General features: G+C 56.3%; 11 protein-coding genes and 1 pseudogene. 9 read left to right on the top strand and 3 right to left on the bottom strand.

The window, feature by feature from the left end; genetic code table 11:
• Window positions 1-307: 307 nt before the first annotated feature.
• Complete coding sequence (locus AB4Z51_RS36890) at window positions 308-2,032, bottom strand: ATP-binding protein (RefSeq protein ID WP_135217097.1); 1,725 nt, start codon at window positions 2,030-2,032, stop codon at window positions 308-310.
• Between the two features lie 191 nt (window positions 2,033-2,223).
• Between AB4Z51_RS36890 and AB4Z51_RS36895 the strand changes: the two genes are divergently transcribed.
• Window positions 2,224-2,859, top strand: a complete 636-nt coding sequence (locus tag AB4Z51_RS36895) for a response regulator transcription factor (RefSeq protein WP_441499061.1) — start codon at window positions 2,224-2,226, stop codon at window positions 2,857-2,859.
• A gap of 58 nt (window positions 2,860-2,917) precedes the next feature.
• Window positions 2,918-3,271, top strand: coding sequence for a response regulator transcription factor (locus AB4Z51_RS36900; protein ID WP_135217099.1), 354 nt, complete (start codon window positions 2,918-2,920; stop codon window positions 3,269-3,271).
• Between the two features lie 96 nt (window positions 3,272-3,367).
• Here AB4Z51_RS36900 and AB4Z51_RS36905 read toward each other — a convergent pair whose 3' ends face one another.
• Window positions 3,368-8,845: a trifunctional serine/threonine-protein kinase/ATP-binding protein/sensor histidine kinase gene (locus AB4Z51_RS36905; protein WP_205124635.1), complete on the bottom strand. Its 5,478-nt coding sequence runs from the start codon at window positions 8,843-8,845 to the stop codon at window positions 3,368-3,370.
• 287 nt (window positions 8,846-9,132) lie between these two features.
• Between AB4Z51_RS36905 and AB4Z51_RS36910 the strand changes: the two genes are divergently transcribed.
• From AB4Z51_RS36910 to AB4Z51_RS36930, 5 genes and pseudogenes are all read left to right on the top strand, one after another.
• Complete coding sequence (locus tag AB4Z51_RS36910; RefSeq protein WP_244623495.1) at window positions 9,133-10,074, top strand: sugar ABC transporter substrate-binding protein; 942 nt, start codon at window positions 9,133-9,135, stop codon at window positions 10,072-10,074.
• A gap of 23 nt (window positions 10,075-10,097) precedes the next feature.
• Window positions 10,098-11,630 (top strand): sugar ABC transporter ATP-binding protein, encoded by a 1,533-nt coding sequence (locus AB4Z51_RS36915; RefSeq protein ID WP_441499062.1) that lies wholly within the window; start codon window positions 10,098-10,100, stop codon window positions 11,628-11,630.
• 5 nt (window positions 11,631-11,635) lie between these two features.
• On the top strand, window positions 11,636-12,601 hold the full coding sequence (locus AB4Z51_RS36920; protein WP_135217103.1) for an ABC transporter permease: 966 nt from the start codon (window positions 11,636-11,638) through the stop codon (window positions 12,599-12,601).
• A 5-nt stretch (window positions 12,602-12,606) separates the two neighbouring features.
• The gene (locus AB4Z51_RS36925; protein WP_135217104.1) at window positions 12,607-13,614 is read left to right on the top strand and encodes an ABC transporter permease; all 1,008 of its coding nucleotides are present in this window, start codon (window positions 12,607-12,609) and stop codon (window positions 13,612-13,614) included.
• A gap of 363 nt (window positions 13,615-13,977) precedes the next feature.
• Window positions 13,978-14,417: pseudogene (locus tag AB4Z51_RS36930) on the top strand (nuclear transport factor 2 family protein).
• 363 nt (window positions 14,418-14,780) lie between these two features.
• Here the strand turns inward: AB4Z51_RS36930 and AB4Z51_RS36935 are convergent.
• On the bottom strand, window positions 14,781-15,881 hold the full coding sequence (locus tag AB4Z51_RS36935) for an AraC family transcriptional regulator (RefSeq protein WP_441499063.1): 1,101 nt from the start codon (window positions 15,879-15,881) through the stop codon (window positions 14,781-14,783).
• Between the two features lie 381 nt (window positions 15,882-16,262).
• Here AB4Z51_RS36935 and AB4Z51_RS36940 point away from each other — a divergent pair, with 381 nt between their 5' ends.
• A complete protein-coding gene (locus AB4Z51_RS36940; protein WP_441499064.1) occupies window positions 16,263-16,688 on the top strand; it encodes a winged helix-turn-helix domain-containing protein in 426 nt (141 codons plus the stop codon).
• A 345-nt stretch (window positions 16,689-17,033) separates the two neighbouring features.
• Window positions 17,034-17,864, top strand: coding sequence for an acetolactate decarboxylase (gene budA, locus AB4Z51_RS36945; RefSeq protein WP_441499065.1), 831 nt, complete (start codon window positions 17,034-17,036; stop codon window positions 17,862-17,864).
• The last annotated feature ends 33 nt before the right edge of the window (window positions 17,865-17,897 follow it).

The raw sequence follows: 17,897 nt of genomic DNA on the forward strand, positions 1-17,897 counted from the left end.
CCGTCAGGGAATCACGAATCGGAATCACGAATCGCCCAAAAGCAAAATCCTAAAACGCAAGAAAGCGAGGTCCAACACCCCGCTTTCCTGCAAAATCGAATACTACATCAAGACAAATTCTGCTTATTTCTCAGATCAATCCGCATTCTTCACGGACGACTTGAGAGCGTGGCGCTGTTTTGGCCATATCCCTCTTGATAAAAGCGCTGCGTCTGTAAGAGGTTCGAGAGCCCCTTGCGTGACGCGAAGACGTTGACGCTGATTCCGAGCGCGCACCTTGCCTGGCGCTCACCCGGTGAGAGAATTGTCAACTCGCGGGAGTATGGAGTTTCTTGGTGTGGAGCAGGGTTGTTTGGCTCGAACAGGCAGTTGTACCAGCATCTCGCCGCCCGTGAAGATGCGGCGGTGAGGCCGGCAAGCATGCGACTTTGTCGCGATCTGATCGGTGATGAGTGTCGGGCGCGTTGCGTTCACTGCCAATACGGGCATTAGTTCGTGCGAGATGGTAGTTACCTCTCGTCGTGCTATGAAGTGCGCCATCCTCTGCGTCGGCCCCGCCTAACGCAAATATCTTCGTGCTTTTAATGAGACGATAAGTTACTGCGCCTGTTGCGTCATGCGTCGCCAAGACAAGAGAACTCGTTACGAGACGGCGAATGGTGTCGACAACGATCTCGTTGGCGATTCCGGTCTTTGTGGTCACGCTGCAGGCTTCTCTGAGGTTGAATGTATCTGCGATCGTCGAGAGGCATCGAAAGATCGATCGTTCCTCTGTGGTTAGGAGATCATTGGTTCTTTCGAAGGAGGCATATAGCGTCTGATGGCGTGAAGGTGCGGTGCGGGCTCCTGGCCAACGCAGGAAACGGCCCTCTGTCAGCAGCTCTGCTGTCTCCATCAAGCCGTGCGTGCCCGCGCGGCGAGCAACAATATCAATAGCAAGCGGGATGCCATCCAGTTGTTCGCAAATGTGCGAAATGAGCCGTACGTTTTGAGGGCAATCGCTGATATGTACTCCGTTTGCTTCGACGCGCTCGATAAACATTTGACTTGCGGGATATCCGAGCGCGTCTGCCATCGACAAAGGCACGTCCCTTGGCGGGCCAACAAGTTGCTGGAGCTGGTAGACCCGTTCGCCGTGCGCCTGAAGCGCTTCTCGACTGGTTACGAGAATTTGGAGGCTCTCGGCATTATGGAGCAGCCGTTCCGCTACTTCCGCAATCGCGCCCGCTAGGTGCTCACAATTGTCGAGCACCAAAAGACGCCTTTTGTGCCTCGTAATAGTAGGCAGACTGCCGGCGGGTTCGGAACTCGAATCGCTCAATCCGAAGGCCGATGCAAGCGTATCCCGGATAAGATCCGGTTCATCGATCTTATCGAAATCGACAAACGAGACCGTATGCCCGTTCGTCTGGCCCCAAAGGCGAGCCGCGGAAACCGCGACCGTGGTCTTGCCCACACCGGCGGCGCCGGTAACGGTCACGAGGCGATGCTTCACGAGGAGAGCAGACACTTCCGATACTGCATCATCGCGCCCGACCATGCGTGTCAAGGTGGGGGGGATGGTTGATACCTCCAACAATCCCTCGACCGCAGCCGCGGACACCGAAGCCCCGCTTGCTGCACGCGCAGTCGGCGCAACGAAGCAATAGCCTCGCCCGGAGACATTGACGATGTATCTATTGCCATTCTGTCCGTCCTTCAGGGCTTTCCGCAGTGCAGCAATTTGGAAGTGAAGACCGTTCTCGCCAACCGTAACGTTGGGCCAGACCTTCGCCATGAGTTCTTTCTTAGTGACGACTGATCCGGACCGCTGAATCAAGAGTTTTAGAATATCCATGGCTCGGCTGCCCAAAGCGATCGGTCTTGCGCCGCAAGTCAACAAACGTCCCGCCTGTGAGAATGCGAAATCGCCAAACGTCACGGTGTCCGCAGGAAAATCTCTATAGAGATCTTCATTCTCATCGTCCGCGTCTTCATAGTTATCTTCGCTAGACGGCGGCATAGGACTATTCTCCAGGAGATCAGAGCTCATCGTTGGGCCTCTGGATTTCTGGGTAGCTGCTGGGTCGACTATGATCGCTGCCTGATCCTGCGCCAATATAGCATCCGTCTTCCTCACCTATACTTTGGTGTGGCGTCTGTTTCGGTCGGGGATACCTTAGTGTAGTGCTGTTACAGGCGAGAACGTGATATGGAACAGAACTGCTGCTGGGTGGCACAGAGATGAYGCAACCCGCCAACGAGCATCCCGTCGTGCACATCATCGACGATGATGAGTCTGTTCGGTTGATGTTAGACAGTCTGCTTCGCTCGGTTCGGCTGAATGTTCGTACTTACAGCTCCACCCAAGAGTTCTTGAGGGCAATCAGCTTGAACACGCCAGGATGCATAGTACTCGATATCCGACTGCCCGGCGTCAACGGCTTGGATTTCCAAGAACAACTGCACGAAATTGGAATAAGTCTGCCAGTCGTGCTGATGACGGGTCATGGGGACATCCCCATGACAGTCCGAGGCATGAAGGCGGGAGCTGTCGATTTCCTCCCGAAACCGTTTCGTGATCAAGATATGATTGATGCAGTCACGACGGCCATCGATCGAGACAGAGCGCGTCGTGAAAGCGAGGGCGTGGCTCTCGCCGTCGCAAATCGGTTCGCAAAGCTCTCAGCGCGAGAGCGCGAAGTGATGATGCTCGTTGTAACGGGAAAGTTGAACAAGCAGGTAGCCGGTGAACTGGGGTTAAGTGAGATTACGGTCAAAATGCATCGCGGCGCCGCCATGCGGAAAATGGAGGCACATTCATTGGCGGATCTGGTTCGTATGGCAGACATGCTCGGGACCAAAGCGCGCAAGGGATAGTCGAATATCCTCGAAATATGCGGCCCCCGGAAGGTGGAAAAATAGGCGGGCAATAGCAATGATATCGATTATCGACGACGATGCCGCCGTAAGAGAAATGCTCGTCTCTCTAGTTCGATCGCTCGGATACGATGCGGTAAGCTTCGATTCTGCTGAAGCATTTCTCGCATATGAGGACTTCGAAAGGTTTACGTGCGCAATTACGGACATTCACATGCCCGGACTGAGCGGGTTTGACCTGAAGGAACGACTTGATGAACGCAAGAGTCCAGTTCCGGTGATCATGATTACCGCGCAGACGGAGCCGGATCTCGAAGAGAGAGCCCGTTCACAGGGAGTGTTGGGCTTCATGCGTAAGCCGTTGGAAATTGAGCTACTGATCAGTTACCTCAAGACGGCCGTTGGACATTAGCCAACAAGCGGACTCAAGGAGCCGGCAGCCACTCAGGCAAGTCTAGGCGTTAGCGGGTCGTTATCCTTTGATATGCATGGCGGGCGTATCAGCTCGTCAATGGGACATTACCGCTGAGGGAACTGTGAAGTGAAATATGGCGCCGCGTGGACTATTTGGCGTGACCCAAATGCGGCCGCCATGGGCCTCGATAATCGAATGGCAAATCGAAAGTCCCATCCCCATGCCGCCAGTTTTAGTTGTATAGAATGGATCGAACAGGCGACCCAAGTTGTCCGAGCCAATTCCGGGCCCCGTATCTCGAATGGAAACGATGACCGTATTTGACTCATCGGTTTCCGTGCCAACGCTCAGCTCGCGCGGTTCTAGGACGTTCTGATCCAATGCTTGAACCGCGTTGACAATCAGATTGAGAATGACCTGCTGTAGTTGCGTGCGATCTGCTTCAATAACCGGTAGTCCTTCTGCAAAGAATGTACGAATTGAAACGCCGCCTTTCGTCACTTCTCCGCGAGCGAGTTCGATGACCTCACTTATCGTACTGTTGATCTCGAAGCGCTCTATTCGGGGTGGTGCCTTGTTTATGAGATCGCGAATACGACCGATGACATCGCTCATACGGCGTCCATCCTTGACGATTCTGCCGAGCAGCAGACGCGCTTCCTCCATGTTCGGAGGCTGATACGCGAGCCATCTAAGAGTTGCCTCAGCATTGCCGACTATCGCTGCAATTGGTTGATTGACCTCGTGAGCGATCGAGGCGGTAAGTTGGCCCATGGTTGCTACGCGGTTCGCGTGTGCGAGTTCCATCTGGACCTCCCGGTACCGCCGTTCGCTCTCGCGGGCGCCGGCTTCAGCCTGTTTGCGTTCAGTCAGATCGAGCACAAATGCAACTCCTTGATTCTTATTCTCGAGGCTTGCAGCACCAATCAACACAGGAACGCGTTGACCATCCTTTCGGAAATACTCTCTCTCGAAAGGAGGTGTCGATCCCGCGATTTTGAGTTCCTGTAGCGCCCGCGCAGCTCTGTCTCGCCATTCGGGAGGCATCAAATCAGTCCACCGGACGCGCCCAGTAACGAGATCGTCACGATCGTATCCGACCATGCGGAGGAATGTGTCATTAGCTTCGGTGATACCGCCGTCGAAGTCCCAAATGATGATCCCGATGATGTTGGCGTCGACCAGACGCCGAATCTTCGCTTCGCGCTCACGAAGGTCGTCGTAGAGGCGGGCGTTCTCAAGCGAAATCGCGGCCTGTGAGGCCAAGAGTTCCAACACTGATACCCGATCGGGCGTGAAAGCGTGCGTAGCCACATTATTCTCGAGATACAATATGCCTACGAGCTCGGCCTGCTTTACAAGCGGTAGGATCAAGACTGATCGAAGCCGCTTTCTCCTTACGTAGTCATCTGCAGACAACGCACTTTCTGCCGATGCGTCATCCAGAATGATGCACTTCTGTACCCTGGCTACAGTATGGATGAGCGATTCGGGCAGTTCTGCCGAGATTGCCGTTTCCTGACGCAGGAAGAACTGGAAGCCGGCCTGCTCGACCTTCGCTTCAGCCTCGATCTGCAGGGTGCCGCTCGAATAGAAGATCAGAAGTCCGCGTTCGGCACCCGCATGTTCGATGGCGATTCTCATTAGTGTTTTAACGAGTTTGCCGATTTCGATTTCGCTCGACATGACCTGGGAGGCTCTGACCACTGCTCCGACATCGACCAGGTCTACCGGCGCTCCAAGCGTTGCAGTTGCAGACGCAAGAACTGGCTTATCCCGAAGGTGTGGATGAAGCTCTTCCAACTGGCGGGCTTTGGCACCGGCGCCCCAGCGGAGATAGCACTCGCGGGCGTTTCGCAGGTAGAATCGAGAGACGCTGTCGACGCCGCGCGCCGCGTAGTAGCGCGCGGCCACCTCGTGGGCCAGAGCTTCGTTTTGAAGAAAGCCCTGATTACGAGCCGACTGAATCGCATTCTCGTATAGCCGCATGGCGTCGGCGTCCCGCCCCTCTATCCGATCTATTTCTGCTGACACTAGCATGTGCTTGTCGTTGAAGGTCGGAGGGTAATTCTTGGCCCATTCGCGCAGTTGTTCGCGATGTTTTATCAGGAGGCTGTGCCATTCCGCGCGCCTGTCTTCGGAGGCGGTATCGTAGAGCGCAGCTGCCGTCAGTGCGGCATACAGGTAGTAATCGAGTAAATGAATCTGAGCTGCGGCGGCCCAAAGCAATTCCTTGGCTCGTCCAGCGGCCTCATGCGCTTCGGGGTACCGTCCCATCAGGAAGCGTGACTTAAGCTTGAGAGCCAAATAGATGTAATTCAGGACGGGCATTCGTCCGGCGAGTTCGCTTTCGAACCTCGCCTCATCGAATAGTGCGCCGCCCGAATTAGGCAAGTTCGTCGTGCCCTGCATAGACGCGATGAAGAGCTGCTGGCTGGCTATTACGCCAGCGACATCGCGGAATTTGGTCTTCTGGACAAAATCCATACTTCTTTCGCACTCGCGCCATGCTGCATCGAGTGGATCATTGCGTACGAGGCGATCAGCAATGCTCTGCGATAGACTGTAGCATGCGAACGTCAAATCGCCCGTCTCGGTGGCGCTCCGGAACGCCTCGAGCTTCAAATCGATTGCATGTGTCAGAGATTGAGTCCACGGCGCGACCATCCCCATCTCAAGGTATATTCGCGTTTTGACCGAGAGGAAGTTGTGCTTGTTCGTCAAATCACAGGCGAGCTTCGCAAAGCGAAAGCCGTCATCGTAACGATGAAACACGGGCCCCAAGATGAATCCAAAAAGCACATACCCGTGCGCGCTCGCGCCGCACATGCCGTGAGTGAGGCTGATGTTCACCATTCGGCATACGTGCAAACAGAACAAATTGAGGTTAGTTAGATAAGCAGCGTCGAAGAGAGCCGAGAGTGCCGGCATGACGGCTTCTAGCTTTGAATCGGACATCAGCGGTAGGTCGATCAAAGTCTCGATTGGGCGCGTTTGCAGACGCCGTGATACACTCTCGTATTCGGCGACAACGTCGCTCCAGGTTGGATGTGACGGGAGGTCGATCCCAAACAGCTTCATACATGCAAGAGCGCTCTGGACTGCTCGCGGATATTCTCCCTTTACCACGTAAAGTCGCACGAGCAGGTCATATGCGGCAGCCATGTCGCTCTTGGACGTAGCACGTGCCAGTGACTGCGCGATGAGCTCTTCAGCCTTGTCGAAGCCTCCAGTCGAGAACTCGCATTCCGCGCGCTCGAGCCACAATCGGAACGCCAATTCATAGTGGCTCGCCCAGTCGGCGTCGTCCAGCAACGTCATGCCGGCAGAAAAGTACGCGCGGGCAGAAGCATAGGCCGCCGAAGTCTTGGCCTTGACACCGGCATGGAGGTTGACCCCGGCAACCTGGGCTTTCTCGTTCCGATCGATCAGCAGTGAGGCGCCTCTATTGAGCTGGCTGGCGAGCTCGAAGGGGTGCTCGGTCACTTCCTCGTCAGTCATACCCGCCAGCAGTGCTCTACCAATGCGTAGATGGAGCGCGGCACGCCGCTCTTCGGGGAGAAGCGAATATGCTGCTTGCTGAATGCGATCGTGAACAAAACGAAAGACCCCATCCGAGTAGGTGACGAGACCCGCCTGGACGGCCTCCCAGATGACCGCATGCGTCGCGACGTCAGTCGCACCACGAACGCGGCTCAACGTGGAGAGATCGGTGGTTGCACTTAGGCAAGCAAGCTGCTTTAGAGCTTCCTGGGTGGGGTTGGATAGCCGCTTTAGCTTCTCGGCCAGGAGATCAACGACATTGTCCGTGTGAGTTTTAGCGCGGATACTATCCATGTCCCAAGTCCAATCCGACGCGGATGCGTCGAACAGGAGCAGGCGCTCGTCGTGCAGCGCTGTAAGAAACTGAATCGCAAAGAAGGGATTGCCGGCCGTCTTCTCATGCACGAGTCCCGCCAGCATTTGCGCTCGGTCAGGTTCGCATCGGAGAGCATCAGCCACCATCCGGCCAATGTCTTGGAGTGCCAGAGGTTGCAGCACTATCCGTCGGATCTGTGCGCCGGCGTCCTGAATCGCTTCGAGTTTACGTAGAAGCGCGGGGCCGACCTCGTTGTCACGATAGGCGGCGATGAGGAAGAGGTGGCGCACATCTCGGCTGGTCACAAGGTGTTCGATAAGGTCGAGGGTGGCTCCGTCGATCCACTGCAAATCATCAAGAAACAGTACGAGAGGGTGTTCCTGCCGTGCGAAAACTCCCACGAAACGCCGGAATACCGTTTGAAAGCGGCTTTGAGCGTCAACCGGAGAGAGGTCGGGAAATGGAGGCTGAGCGCCGATGATCAACTCCAGTTCGGGCACGATGTTTACGATGAGTTGGCCGGCCGAGGCGAGTGCGTTGGACAAGGCATCGCGCCATTGGTCGAGGACCGCTTCGCTCTCGCCTAGTAGCGAGTGCACGAGGCTTTGCAGCGCCTGGCCGATGGTCGCATAGGGAATGTCTCGTCTGTATTGATCGAACTTCCCAGATGCGAACAGACTCCCCGAAGGGACAATCACCTTGTGCAGTTCGCTCACAACGGAGGACTTGCCCATTCCCGAATATCCGGACACGAGGAGCAGCCCCGGCGCGCCGGTCTCCAGGACCTGATCAAACGAACGGAGCAGAATTTCGATCTCACGCTCTCGTCCGTACAGCCGCTCCGGAATAAGAAGCCGATTCGACACGTCTTGTTCTGCCAGCGGGAAATCTGCAACTTTGCCGTGGGCCATCCATTCCGCAGCGCAGCGCCGGAGGTCTGCCTCAATCCCTGCGGCAGTCTGGTATCGCTCCTCTGCAGTCTTCGCGAGCAATTTGGTGACGATATTAGAGAGTTGCTCCGGGATTTCCGCTCTGCGCCGGCTGGGCCGCATTGGTTGCAGCGCGATGTGGCAATGGATCCACTCCATCGGCTGATTGGCCGTGAACGGCAGCTCGCCGGTAAGCATCTGATACAGCGTGACACCAAGCGCGTAGAGATCGCTTCTGGCATCGACCGAACGATTCATGCGACCGGTTTGTTCGGGGGCCATGTAGGCGAGAGTGCCCGCGATGACCTCGGGGGGACGAGGGGTCTGGCGCTCGCGCGGTAGACGCGAGGCGATGCCGAAGCCAGTGAAGCAGGCCTTGCCTGCCGCGCCGCTTACTAAGATGTTTGCCGGCTTGATATCCTTATGGATAAGGCCTCGCTCGTGAATCTGGCCAATTGCAGCTGCAAGAGAGATGGCGACGCTGAGAAGCTCCTGCATCTCCAGCGGATGTACAAGCTGCCTGTCGAGGGGGGCCCCGCCCGGGTCCTCAAGCACTAACGACCAGCGGCCGTTGTAACGCAAGAGCTCGAGTGGGCGCGCAGCCCAAGCAACATCAAGTTCGGCCCTCAACGAGAATTCGTGCTCAAGCCGCTTGAAGCAGCTGACGGAAGCGTCTTCCGCAGACACCAGTAGGATTGGCTCGAGATTCCGTCCGTAACCTCGATAGAGAGCGAGGTCTCCTTCCCGCAGCAAAGAGAACTCGTAGCGAGAAAGATCAATCAAGAGCACTCCTTGCAGTATTGCTCTGCTACAAGTTGCACCACCGGATCGGCGGATCGAATTTCTTACTTCGATCTTCCCTCAACGCCTAAGTCAGCATACTATGGAAGCGTTCCTGCGTAAACGGCACGGCTTGCGCGGCTTGGAGGCCGCGAGTTGAGAAGACGGCTCAAAGAGCGGTAGGACGAAAAGACGGGGAGGCGGCGATCGACCGTGACACGCCCAGCAGCCGGGCCGACCGTCGTCCGGTTAGTCGTCGGCAATTGCTCTCCGCCGCAACGGCGCTCGCGGTGACGTCGTATCTCGGCGGTTCGCGATCAGCGGCAACGAAGGATTTCTATTTCGCGGCATCGCTCGGCTGGACGACTTATGAGTCGGGCCGACATATTGTTAATGGATACAAGGAAGCCGTCGCAAAGTTGGGCGGCAACTTGAGACTGGCCGACGCCAGCGCTGATCCCAAGAAACAATCGGATCAAATCGATGCTCTTGCATCCAGTAGGCCGGACGCGCTCTTCATCACCCCCTTCGATGCAGTTGCCATCGCGCCTTCTGTGAAGCGAGCTATCGAAGCGAATATTCCTATTTTCGTCGGCGACAGCGTGGTGCCAGGTGCTTTGGTGAAGACGACGGTCATGTGGAATGACTACGGTATGGGTGCGTATATGGCGGAGTACATTGCCCAACGGATCGGGGGGAAAGGCAATATCGCTGCCGTAGTGCTACCGGGCAATAAGTTCTGGAATGCCCGCACGCTAGGCATGCAGTCGGTGCTGCTAAGGTATCCTGACATCAAGTTGATCGCGAGCCATCCGTTTTCCTCGAGCGCAGGAGTTACGCCGCGGCAAGCCGTCGATAGCCTATTGACTGCGCAGCCCGATCTGCAGGCCATTTGGTGCGCCTGGGATGGTGCCGCGACCGAAGGTGCCTTGGCCGCTAAGGCAGCAGGTCGCGAGGGCATCATTCTTACTGGCATTGGCGGCGGCAAACAGCCATTTGAATACATCAAAAGTGGCTCTCCAATGGTGCTGACAATGGCGCAGGCCATTTATGAGATGTCATACTTGCAGGTGTTTTTCGCGCACCAATTCCTAACGGGAAGCGATGTGCCACCCATCATCATTGCTCCGACCTACGCAGTCACCAAGGAGATGCTTGCGGATCGCCCAATTCCCGACGACTTCGACCAGCCCGGGGTCGCAACGAAACTCGGGTGGAAGCGAGTGCTGTAGCGCCTTGGATTGCGGAGCGAAGAATGTGCGCAGCCATGTTGCGGATGAGCGGTATTGAGAAGCGCTTCGGCGAAGTCATAGCGCTCAATAATGTAACGTTCGAGCTTGAACACGGCGAAATACATGCCCTACTCGGGGCGAACGGGGCCGGAAAATCCACGCTGGTCAAAATGCTAGCAGGCCTCTGCACTAGGGACGCTGGCACTATCGAACTCAGAGGGCGCAATGTTGAATTCGCTGATCCCGGCGAAGCGATTCGCCGCGGTATTGCGACGGTACATCAACACCCTCAACTGGTGCCAAATCTGACGGGCTTCGAAAACATCTATCTCGGTCGAGAGTTCGGGCGCTCAACTCTTTTCTCCCGCTTTCATCCCGCTTCGCTACGGAAGCGCGCCAACGAATTGCTTCGCCGTTTCCCGATAGAGATCAATCTCGATTGTCCGGTTCGGCAGTTGAGCTTTGTAGATAGGGAAGTGGTTGCGGTGTTACACGCACTCGCTAACGATAACGTTTCGATATTGGTTCTTGATGAGCCGACCTCGGTGTTGACGGAGCGAGAAAAGCCACTCCTGTTTCGGCTCATGCGTACATTAAAGGCCGTCGGGATCTCGATCATTTACATCACCCATCAACTAGCGGACATCTTCAACATCGCAGATCGGGTTACGATCCTGCGCGACGGGCGTAACGTAGGGACGCATCGTTTGTCAGATGTAGAGAGCGGAAATTTGTCTATCGCAGACCTTGTGCTGGGTGAACGAAGCGAACCTCTGTATCCGGCCAAAAATTGTTCCGCGGGAGATGTCTATCTGGAAGTGCGTTGTTGGACAAAGCTTGGCGCTTTTCAAGAAATCAACCTCGCCGCTCATCGCGGAGAAGTGCTCGGCATTTTCGGTTTGGTCGGCTCCGGCATTGATGAATTGGCCAAGACATTATTCGGCGTGACGCGCCCAACGAGCGGAACGCTGAACCTGTTGGGTATGAYGACGACGCTAAGTGGGCCCCATGATGCCCTGCGTCGAGGGGTGTTTCTTTTGCCGGGCGATCGACAAGCCGAAGGCTTAACGCTGACGCGAGACGTCACCTTCAACGTTACCCTGGCGAACCTGAAACGCGCATGCGGGACTTGCGGATATCTCAGATTGAGCGAGATGAAGCAGTCGAGCCAGATGTTGGCTGAGCGGGTGACGTTGCAGCCACCTTTGCTTGATCGTGAGGTGCGAACCTTCAGCGGTGGCAACCAGCAGAAGATCTTGGTCGCGAAAGGCCTTTATGTCCAAGCGCTGATTTACATATTCGTCGAACCGACAGTCGGAATTGATATTGGCGCGCGATCGAAAATCTACGGTCTCATGCGAGAACTAGCAAAATCAGCGGCCGTGATCGTAATGTCGTCGGATTGCGACGAAGTGTGCGGTATCGCCGATCGAGTCATTGCGATGTACAGGGGGCGAATGGTCCACGAGGGTGCAGCGTCGGGGCGTGGCGAACTGCTGATGGCCGGTATCACCGGATCTCCGCAGTCGAGCCCCACGAACCCGCTTGCGCAGTGATTTCCATGATGCCCGTTCGGCTGCTCGGTTTCGTTTTGTTGCTCGGAGCCATCGTAGCGTTTTTTGGTGCATTGTCGCCTCATTTCGCAGCGACAGCAAATGTGTCAGCGATTTTGCGGCACATGTCGGCAATCGAGCTCGCCGCTCTGGGCCTGACATTTGTCGTCGTGGTACGCAGGTCGGATCTTTCGTTTCCTGGCATAGCATCATTGGGCGCAATGACGGCGGGATGGTTCGTAGCGCAAGAGCAGGGCCTCCCGCTGGCTCTGCTGGCAGGAATCTCGATCGGGATCGCTTGCGGCGCGATCAGCGGTGCGGCAGTTGGCTTCATGAGATTGCCCGACATCGTCTCGACCATCGCGATAGGCGCAATATCAGCCTCTCTTTCCTTTCTTTACAGTCAAGGTGCGACTATATCTGACAACTTCGTGTCGGTCGGGTTGGTCGATTTCAATAATCGTAGTATCGGGCTCGTAGGAGTGCCCGTGCTTTTGATGCTCGCGATCAACCTAGCGGCCTGGATGTTCCTGCATTGTACGCGATTTGGTCGGGGATTTTACGCGACGGGAGAAAATCCGCGATCGGCGTTGCTTTCTGGGATCAGGACTCGAGCGTACGTGCTCGGTGCGTTCGCTGCTTCTGGAGGAATGTCTTGTCTGGCCGGAATCCTGCGCAGCGCCGAGGCAGGTCAGGCGCACGTCCACATTGGTAGTAGCTTTTTGCTTCCAGCTTACGCATCTGTTTATCTGGGTGCCGCCTTGTTCGGCCGTGCCTCGGTGGCCGCGACCTTTGCAAGTTGCTTACTCATTTCCGCGACGCTTAACGGGTGCAACTTGCTCAGCGTGCCGTACTACTATGGCGAGGGCATCATAGGTCTGCTTGTTCTGTTGACCGTAATTGCATTTGACCCGCGGACCGGTGGCCTCTTGGACACAGCCATCCGTCACTCCGGAAATAAAACGGAGGCATGATTTAAATGGCGCGCAATGCAGGCTGGAGATTATCGCAACTGGTGCTGCGATATGGCCTACTCATTGTTCTCGCAGTTCTTGTGACGAGCTTTGCGCTGGCCTGCCCGGGCTTTTCGACTGGAACAAACCTCGATTCCATGCTTCGAGCAGCGAGCATTGCCGCAATCATGTATGGAGGTGCGACGTGGGCGATCGCCAGCGGAGAGATTGATGTGAGCTTCATGCAGGTCGCTGCCGTTGCGAACATGCTGGTCGCGGCGACCGTCCCGTACGGCTGGGCATTGGCAGTTAGCCTGGGGGTTTTGGCGGGCATCGGGATCGGCCTGCTGAACGGCCTGATTGTCGGACTTCTACGTTTGCCGTCCTTGATTGTCACTATCGCGACGGGCGGTATTGCGCTGTCGATAGCGACGTCGATCGGGCGAGGGTCGTCCGTCAGCATCGCGAACGCGGGGTTCATTGGCGAGTTTTTGAGCGTCAATGTAGTTGGAATTCCGGCAGTGGCGTCGCTCGCAGCGGTCATTTACGGAATAGCTTGGTACCTCCAAGAGCGGTTGCTCTTCGGCCACTACCTCTATGCAACCGCGCAGAACAGGCGCGCCGTGATGGAGGCCGGCATTCCTGTTTCCAAAATCATCGTCATCCTGTTTGCCATATCAGGTGTGACGTCAGCCACTGCAGGAATTTTGCTGGCTGCCGACCTTGCGTCCGGGCAGCCACGGATCGGCGAGTCCTATTTCTTGGACGGGCTGACTGCCATCTTTCTTGGTGCTCTGGTCATCAGGCCATTTGAGCCTAACGCATTGGGCACCCTGGTTGGCGTTCTGCTGTTGGCCACCCTGACAAGTGGCACTGCCCTCCTAGGCTGGACAGATTGGCAACAGCAAATGCTTAAAGGCTTCCTGTTGTTGGTGAGTCTAGTCGTCGTGTTCGGGGCCCGACACGCAACCGTTGAGGATGGTGAGGCGAAGGGCGTGCAGGCCGCGCGTAAGCGTACGGCCGCGGAAAGCTGACGGTTCCGGCCACTCTCTCGGTCGTTCGGATCGCTGCAGCGGTGCGGCGCCGACCAGATTACGTCCCCTAGCACCATTGTAAGCCATTGGAATCTCCGCAGCCCGGCTAAATCCGATAGATGCCGGCAAAGTACGCCCCCTATCGAAAGTCATGGTCCCGATTGACCTTAATAGTTTCCGCTCGAGGCGTAGTGCGAAGCGGATGGCGCGTTCGGGCTTCCGTCCGTAGATTGCGTGCATTTCGAAAAACGCCTGCGGGTGAGCGAAAGGCAGTCATGGGGCACGGTCATATAATCTTCGTCTATGGAAACCCTAGATGAGGAGTTCTAACATGACTGAGACCCATCCCCATTGCCGCCGTTCATGCATGAGACCGCAGAACAAAAGGTCCGGGCGCTGAGAATGGATGGAATTCCTGCAATCCGATGCTCGTTTCGATGGTTTATACTCCGGATAGCTACTGGCRCAATCGGTCGGATTTCATCCGCGGTCGGGRGGAAATCGTCGGCTCCTTGACTCGCAAGTGGGCGAAGGAACTCGACTATCGCCTCATCAAGGAGCTCTGGGCCTTCACAGCCAACCGAATCGCGGTACGCTTCGCTTACGAGTGGCATGACGATGCAGGGAGCTGGTTTCGCTCCTATGGCAACGAAAACTGGCAGTTCGCCGATAACGGGCTGATGCAGCGGCGTTTGGCTTCGATCAACGATCTGCCGATCGGGGAGTCAGAGCGCAAGTATCATTGGGATCGGTCCGGGCTCCGTCCTTCCAAGCATCCCGGGCTTTCTGATCTGGGGCTTTGACAGTCGCGAGAATCCACGGCAGCGCTCTGGCTTGGCCGCGAGAGCTACGGCAGTGGCGAAATAGGGGAGGGCTCCCCGATATGCTTCGAGGTCAAATTGCCCTGCTTCGGTGGACTCAAGCTGCTCTGTCCGCCGACATCCTCGCCAGCTCGTACCGCCGCCGCGAGCCCCGCTAGGCGGTCCTTCTTCGTTCCCGTCGCCTGCTTCGCGTTCGGAGCGAAGTAATGCGCCATATCTAAATGTTGGCGGAAAGCGCGTCGATGAACCCTCAAGTGGATGCATGCAGCGCTACATGGACGAGTGCGAAGACACTCCGTTGAAAGGATGCTGAGCCAACTGAAAATAGATGCTTGCTGCAATCGACTACCGGCGTTTGTGCCAATCTTCGCTGCACAGCAGGTTAGGGGCGGCATTGGAAGATCGGTCCATTAGCAAATGCCGCCGCAAGGTTTCGGAAGGCCGTTCACCGAACCGCTCCCGGTAGTCGACGGCGAACTTGCCGAGGTGGGGAAATCCACAATCCATTGCTATGTCCACAACACGACGGCCCGCCGGCTCAAGCAATGCCCGCCGAGCAAGTTCCAACCGAACAGACTTAAGGCTGGCCATTGGGGTTGTATTCCGATACTTGCGGAATCCGTAGTGCAATGTACGGTCGCTTACACCCGACGCGGCGACAAGATCGGCAAAGCTCAATGCGGTCGCGGCGTTCTGAGCTATGTGTCGCTCAACGCGCCTCACATAATACGGCGCCGAGGTCTCATCACGTTCAAATTCCTCCGTATAGTTGTGCGGAAGCGACCAGAGAATCAGCGAGATGATCAGGTCTTCCATGCGCCGGGCGACAGGTCCGCGCATAAACGCCGGACCGCCGGTGTCGAGATTGGCGCATAGTGTCTTGCACAGAGATGCCAATGCGGCTCCGCGCCCGTCTTCTCCGAAACAGGCGGCCTCAAAGATGAGCGGCTTTTTGGGTTGTTGTCCAATCTGTTCCGCGAGGGCTGCGCTGAGCGCCGCACGCGGTACCAGCAAAATCATGCTCCGATAGCCGGGCAAAAGACGCCCCCTCAACGGGCTATCGCCGTGGATGATCTTGAACTGGCCGGGCGAAATGCGATCCATCATCCCGTCCTGAGACAATTCGGCTTCCCCTCTCAAGCTGAACTGAAGCAAAAGAAACTGTTGTATCTGCATATCGATACGAACTGCGCAATCGCTGCAGTTGTAATCTAAGACGTGCAGTGACGTCCGTGAGAGATCGAATTGATTGTGCACAAAGTGAAATGTAGCGCCACGCCGTTCCAAGTCGATCTCAGGCTTGGCGATTCCGAACGTAGCGCTGGAGTGTCGGCGGATCATCGCCATGTCGCCGCTGCTTAGACGATGAAATTTCGAAAGCGGCAGAGGTTGGTCCGCGACATGCGCTGTGAGATCCGACATGGAGTCCGACCGAGCGGCATTCATCGTTGACTCCTTCAACAGAAGCACACCAAGCATCTCCTCGAATTGAGCTGAAATGCTATTCGCGCCGTACCAGCGATGCCTCGAGTTTGCGTCCACGGGACACTAACTGCGCTGAGAGGATAGACCTGTCTCGTCGTCCTCGCAATAATTGGTGAGATGGCCGTATCGCCCGATCCGTAAACGGTTTGTACTTCTCATTGACGTTGCAATTCCCGGTGAGAGACCGTTCTGTACGAATAGGAGCACGATCAATACAACTCACCGGCGCTGCGGCCGTGATCGTTGGCTTCTCGGACGCTAATCGTTGTTCGGCTTGCTAGGTGAGATGTGATCTGATCGGGATTGCGGCTTGGTTCCAATGGTCGGCACGAGAACGCAACAATGCGAACCCACGAACAACCGCGTGTTTGGGACACGATTTCATTCGGACCGTTCAGGCTGTGCATTTCCAAAAGGCTGCTCCTCAAGGACGGCGGACCGGTTCATTTGGGCGGCCGGGCGCTTGACATCTTGATTGCGTTGGTGCGACACGCAGGCCAGATTGTGAGCAAAAGAGAGTTGTCGGACCTTGTCTGGCCCGACATCACGGTCGATGACGGCGCCCTTCGAGTTCAAGTCGCATCGTTGCGCAAAGTCTTGAACGACGGATCGTCTGGAGCTCGATACGTGGTGACCAATTGGGGTCGCGGTTACTGCTTTGTTGCCCCCGTTGTGCGGTCGGACGGGCCGGTGTTGTCCGCTATGGACGGTCCTGTCCATCGCGACACTACGGCCTCATTGGACGCTCCGTTGACCAAATCGGACTGACGCCACTACCCCTCGGTTTGGCGCTCTATGGTTCAAACGCCCTGCCGCATGGTGCTGACAATGCTGCCAAGCCTACCACCACGCCGCATCTGGCTAAGCCCACATCTAACGCGAGTGCTCCATTAAGCAAAGGCCGCCTCACACCCGTGCTGCGTCCGCCTCTTGGCGAGCCGGCGCGTCGGAAGGCGTAGCTTCGACTCGATGAGCTGTGACCAATGCTTCCGGTACGTCGTGCAAATTTGTACATGCGGAGTCGCTTTCTGGAAGACCCTTCGATCTTTCCCATGGTCTACCTCGCTCAAGCGAGTAGCGATCGAACATGTCGCTTAAAGTCGGAGTTGCCCGATGGACATTCTAAGCACCACGATCCCGATATCACTCAAGGCCGCATTGGATGCTGACGTCGCAAAGACAGGGAAAGCCGTCGAATTCGTAGTGACAGCGGCCCTTTCGCAATACCTCGGCTTGCCTCTTCATACACTGTTTCAGGTTTCAATCTCGGGCGCATTGGTCGCGGGCGTCTACGACAAAGAGGTCACCGTCAAATCGATCCTGCAACATGGAGACTTTGGTCTCGGCACTTTCGCAAAACTCGATGGCGAAATGGTAGTCCTCGACGGTCGCGTTTACCAAGTAAAGGGTACCGGCAGCGTGTCGGAAGCCGGCCCCAATGCCGGAGCACCGTTCGCAGTCGTGACGCACTTTTCGCCTCAGACGGATGCCGAGACGGGTCCGATACTGAACTTCAAAGATCTTGAAGCCAACTGCGACAAATACCGGAAGTCCGGCAACATCTTCTACGCCATTCGGTTAGATGGGCATTTCAAGCGCGTCCGGGTGCGTGTAGTGAATCCGCCAAAGCCAAGCACGCGCCTCGCCGAGGCCGCCAAGTCACAGAGTGAATTTGATTTCAGTGACATCGAGGGCACCATGGTCGGCTTATGGTCGCCGGGCTTTTCGACCGCGTTCAGCATTCCCGGTTATCACTTCCACTTCCTTTCGCTTGATCGAATGCATGGCGGCCACTTGCTTGATGTCGAAGGAGGTCCGCTAAGGCTGCGCATTGAGGCATTGACGGATTTTCATCTCGCCCTGCCGGAGTCAGAATCCTTCTTGAAGGCGGACCTCAGCAAGAACACTGCAAATGAACTTGCCTACGCTGAACAAGCCCACTGAACAAGCTCACTAAGGAGGCTAACAACAAAATCA

It is taken from the genome of Bradyrhizobium sp. 2TAF36 (genome assembly GCF_052114925.1).
GTDB classification, from domain to species: domain Bacteria; phylum Pseudomonadota; class Alphaproteobacteria; order Rhizobiales; family Xanthobacteraceae; genus Bradyrhizobium; species Bradyrhizobium barranii.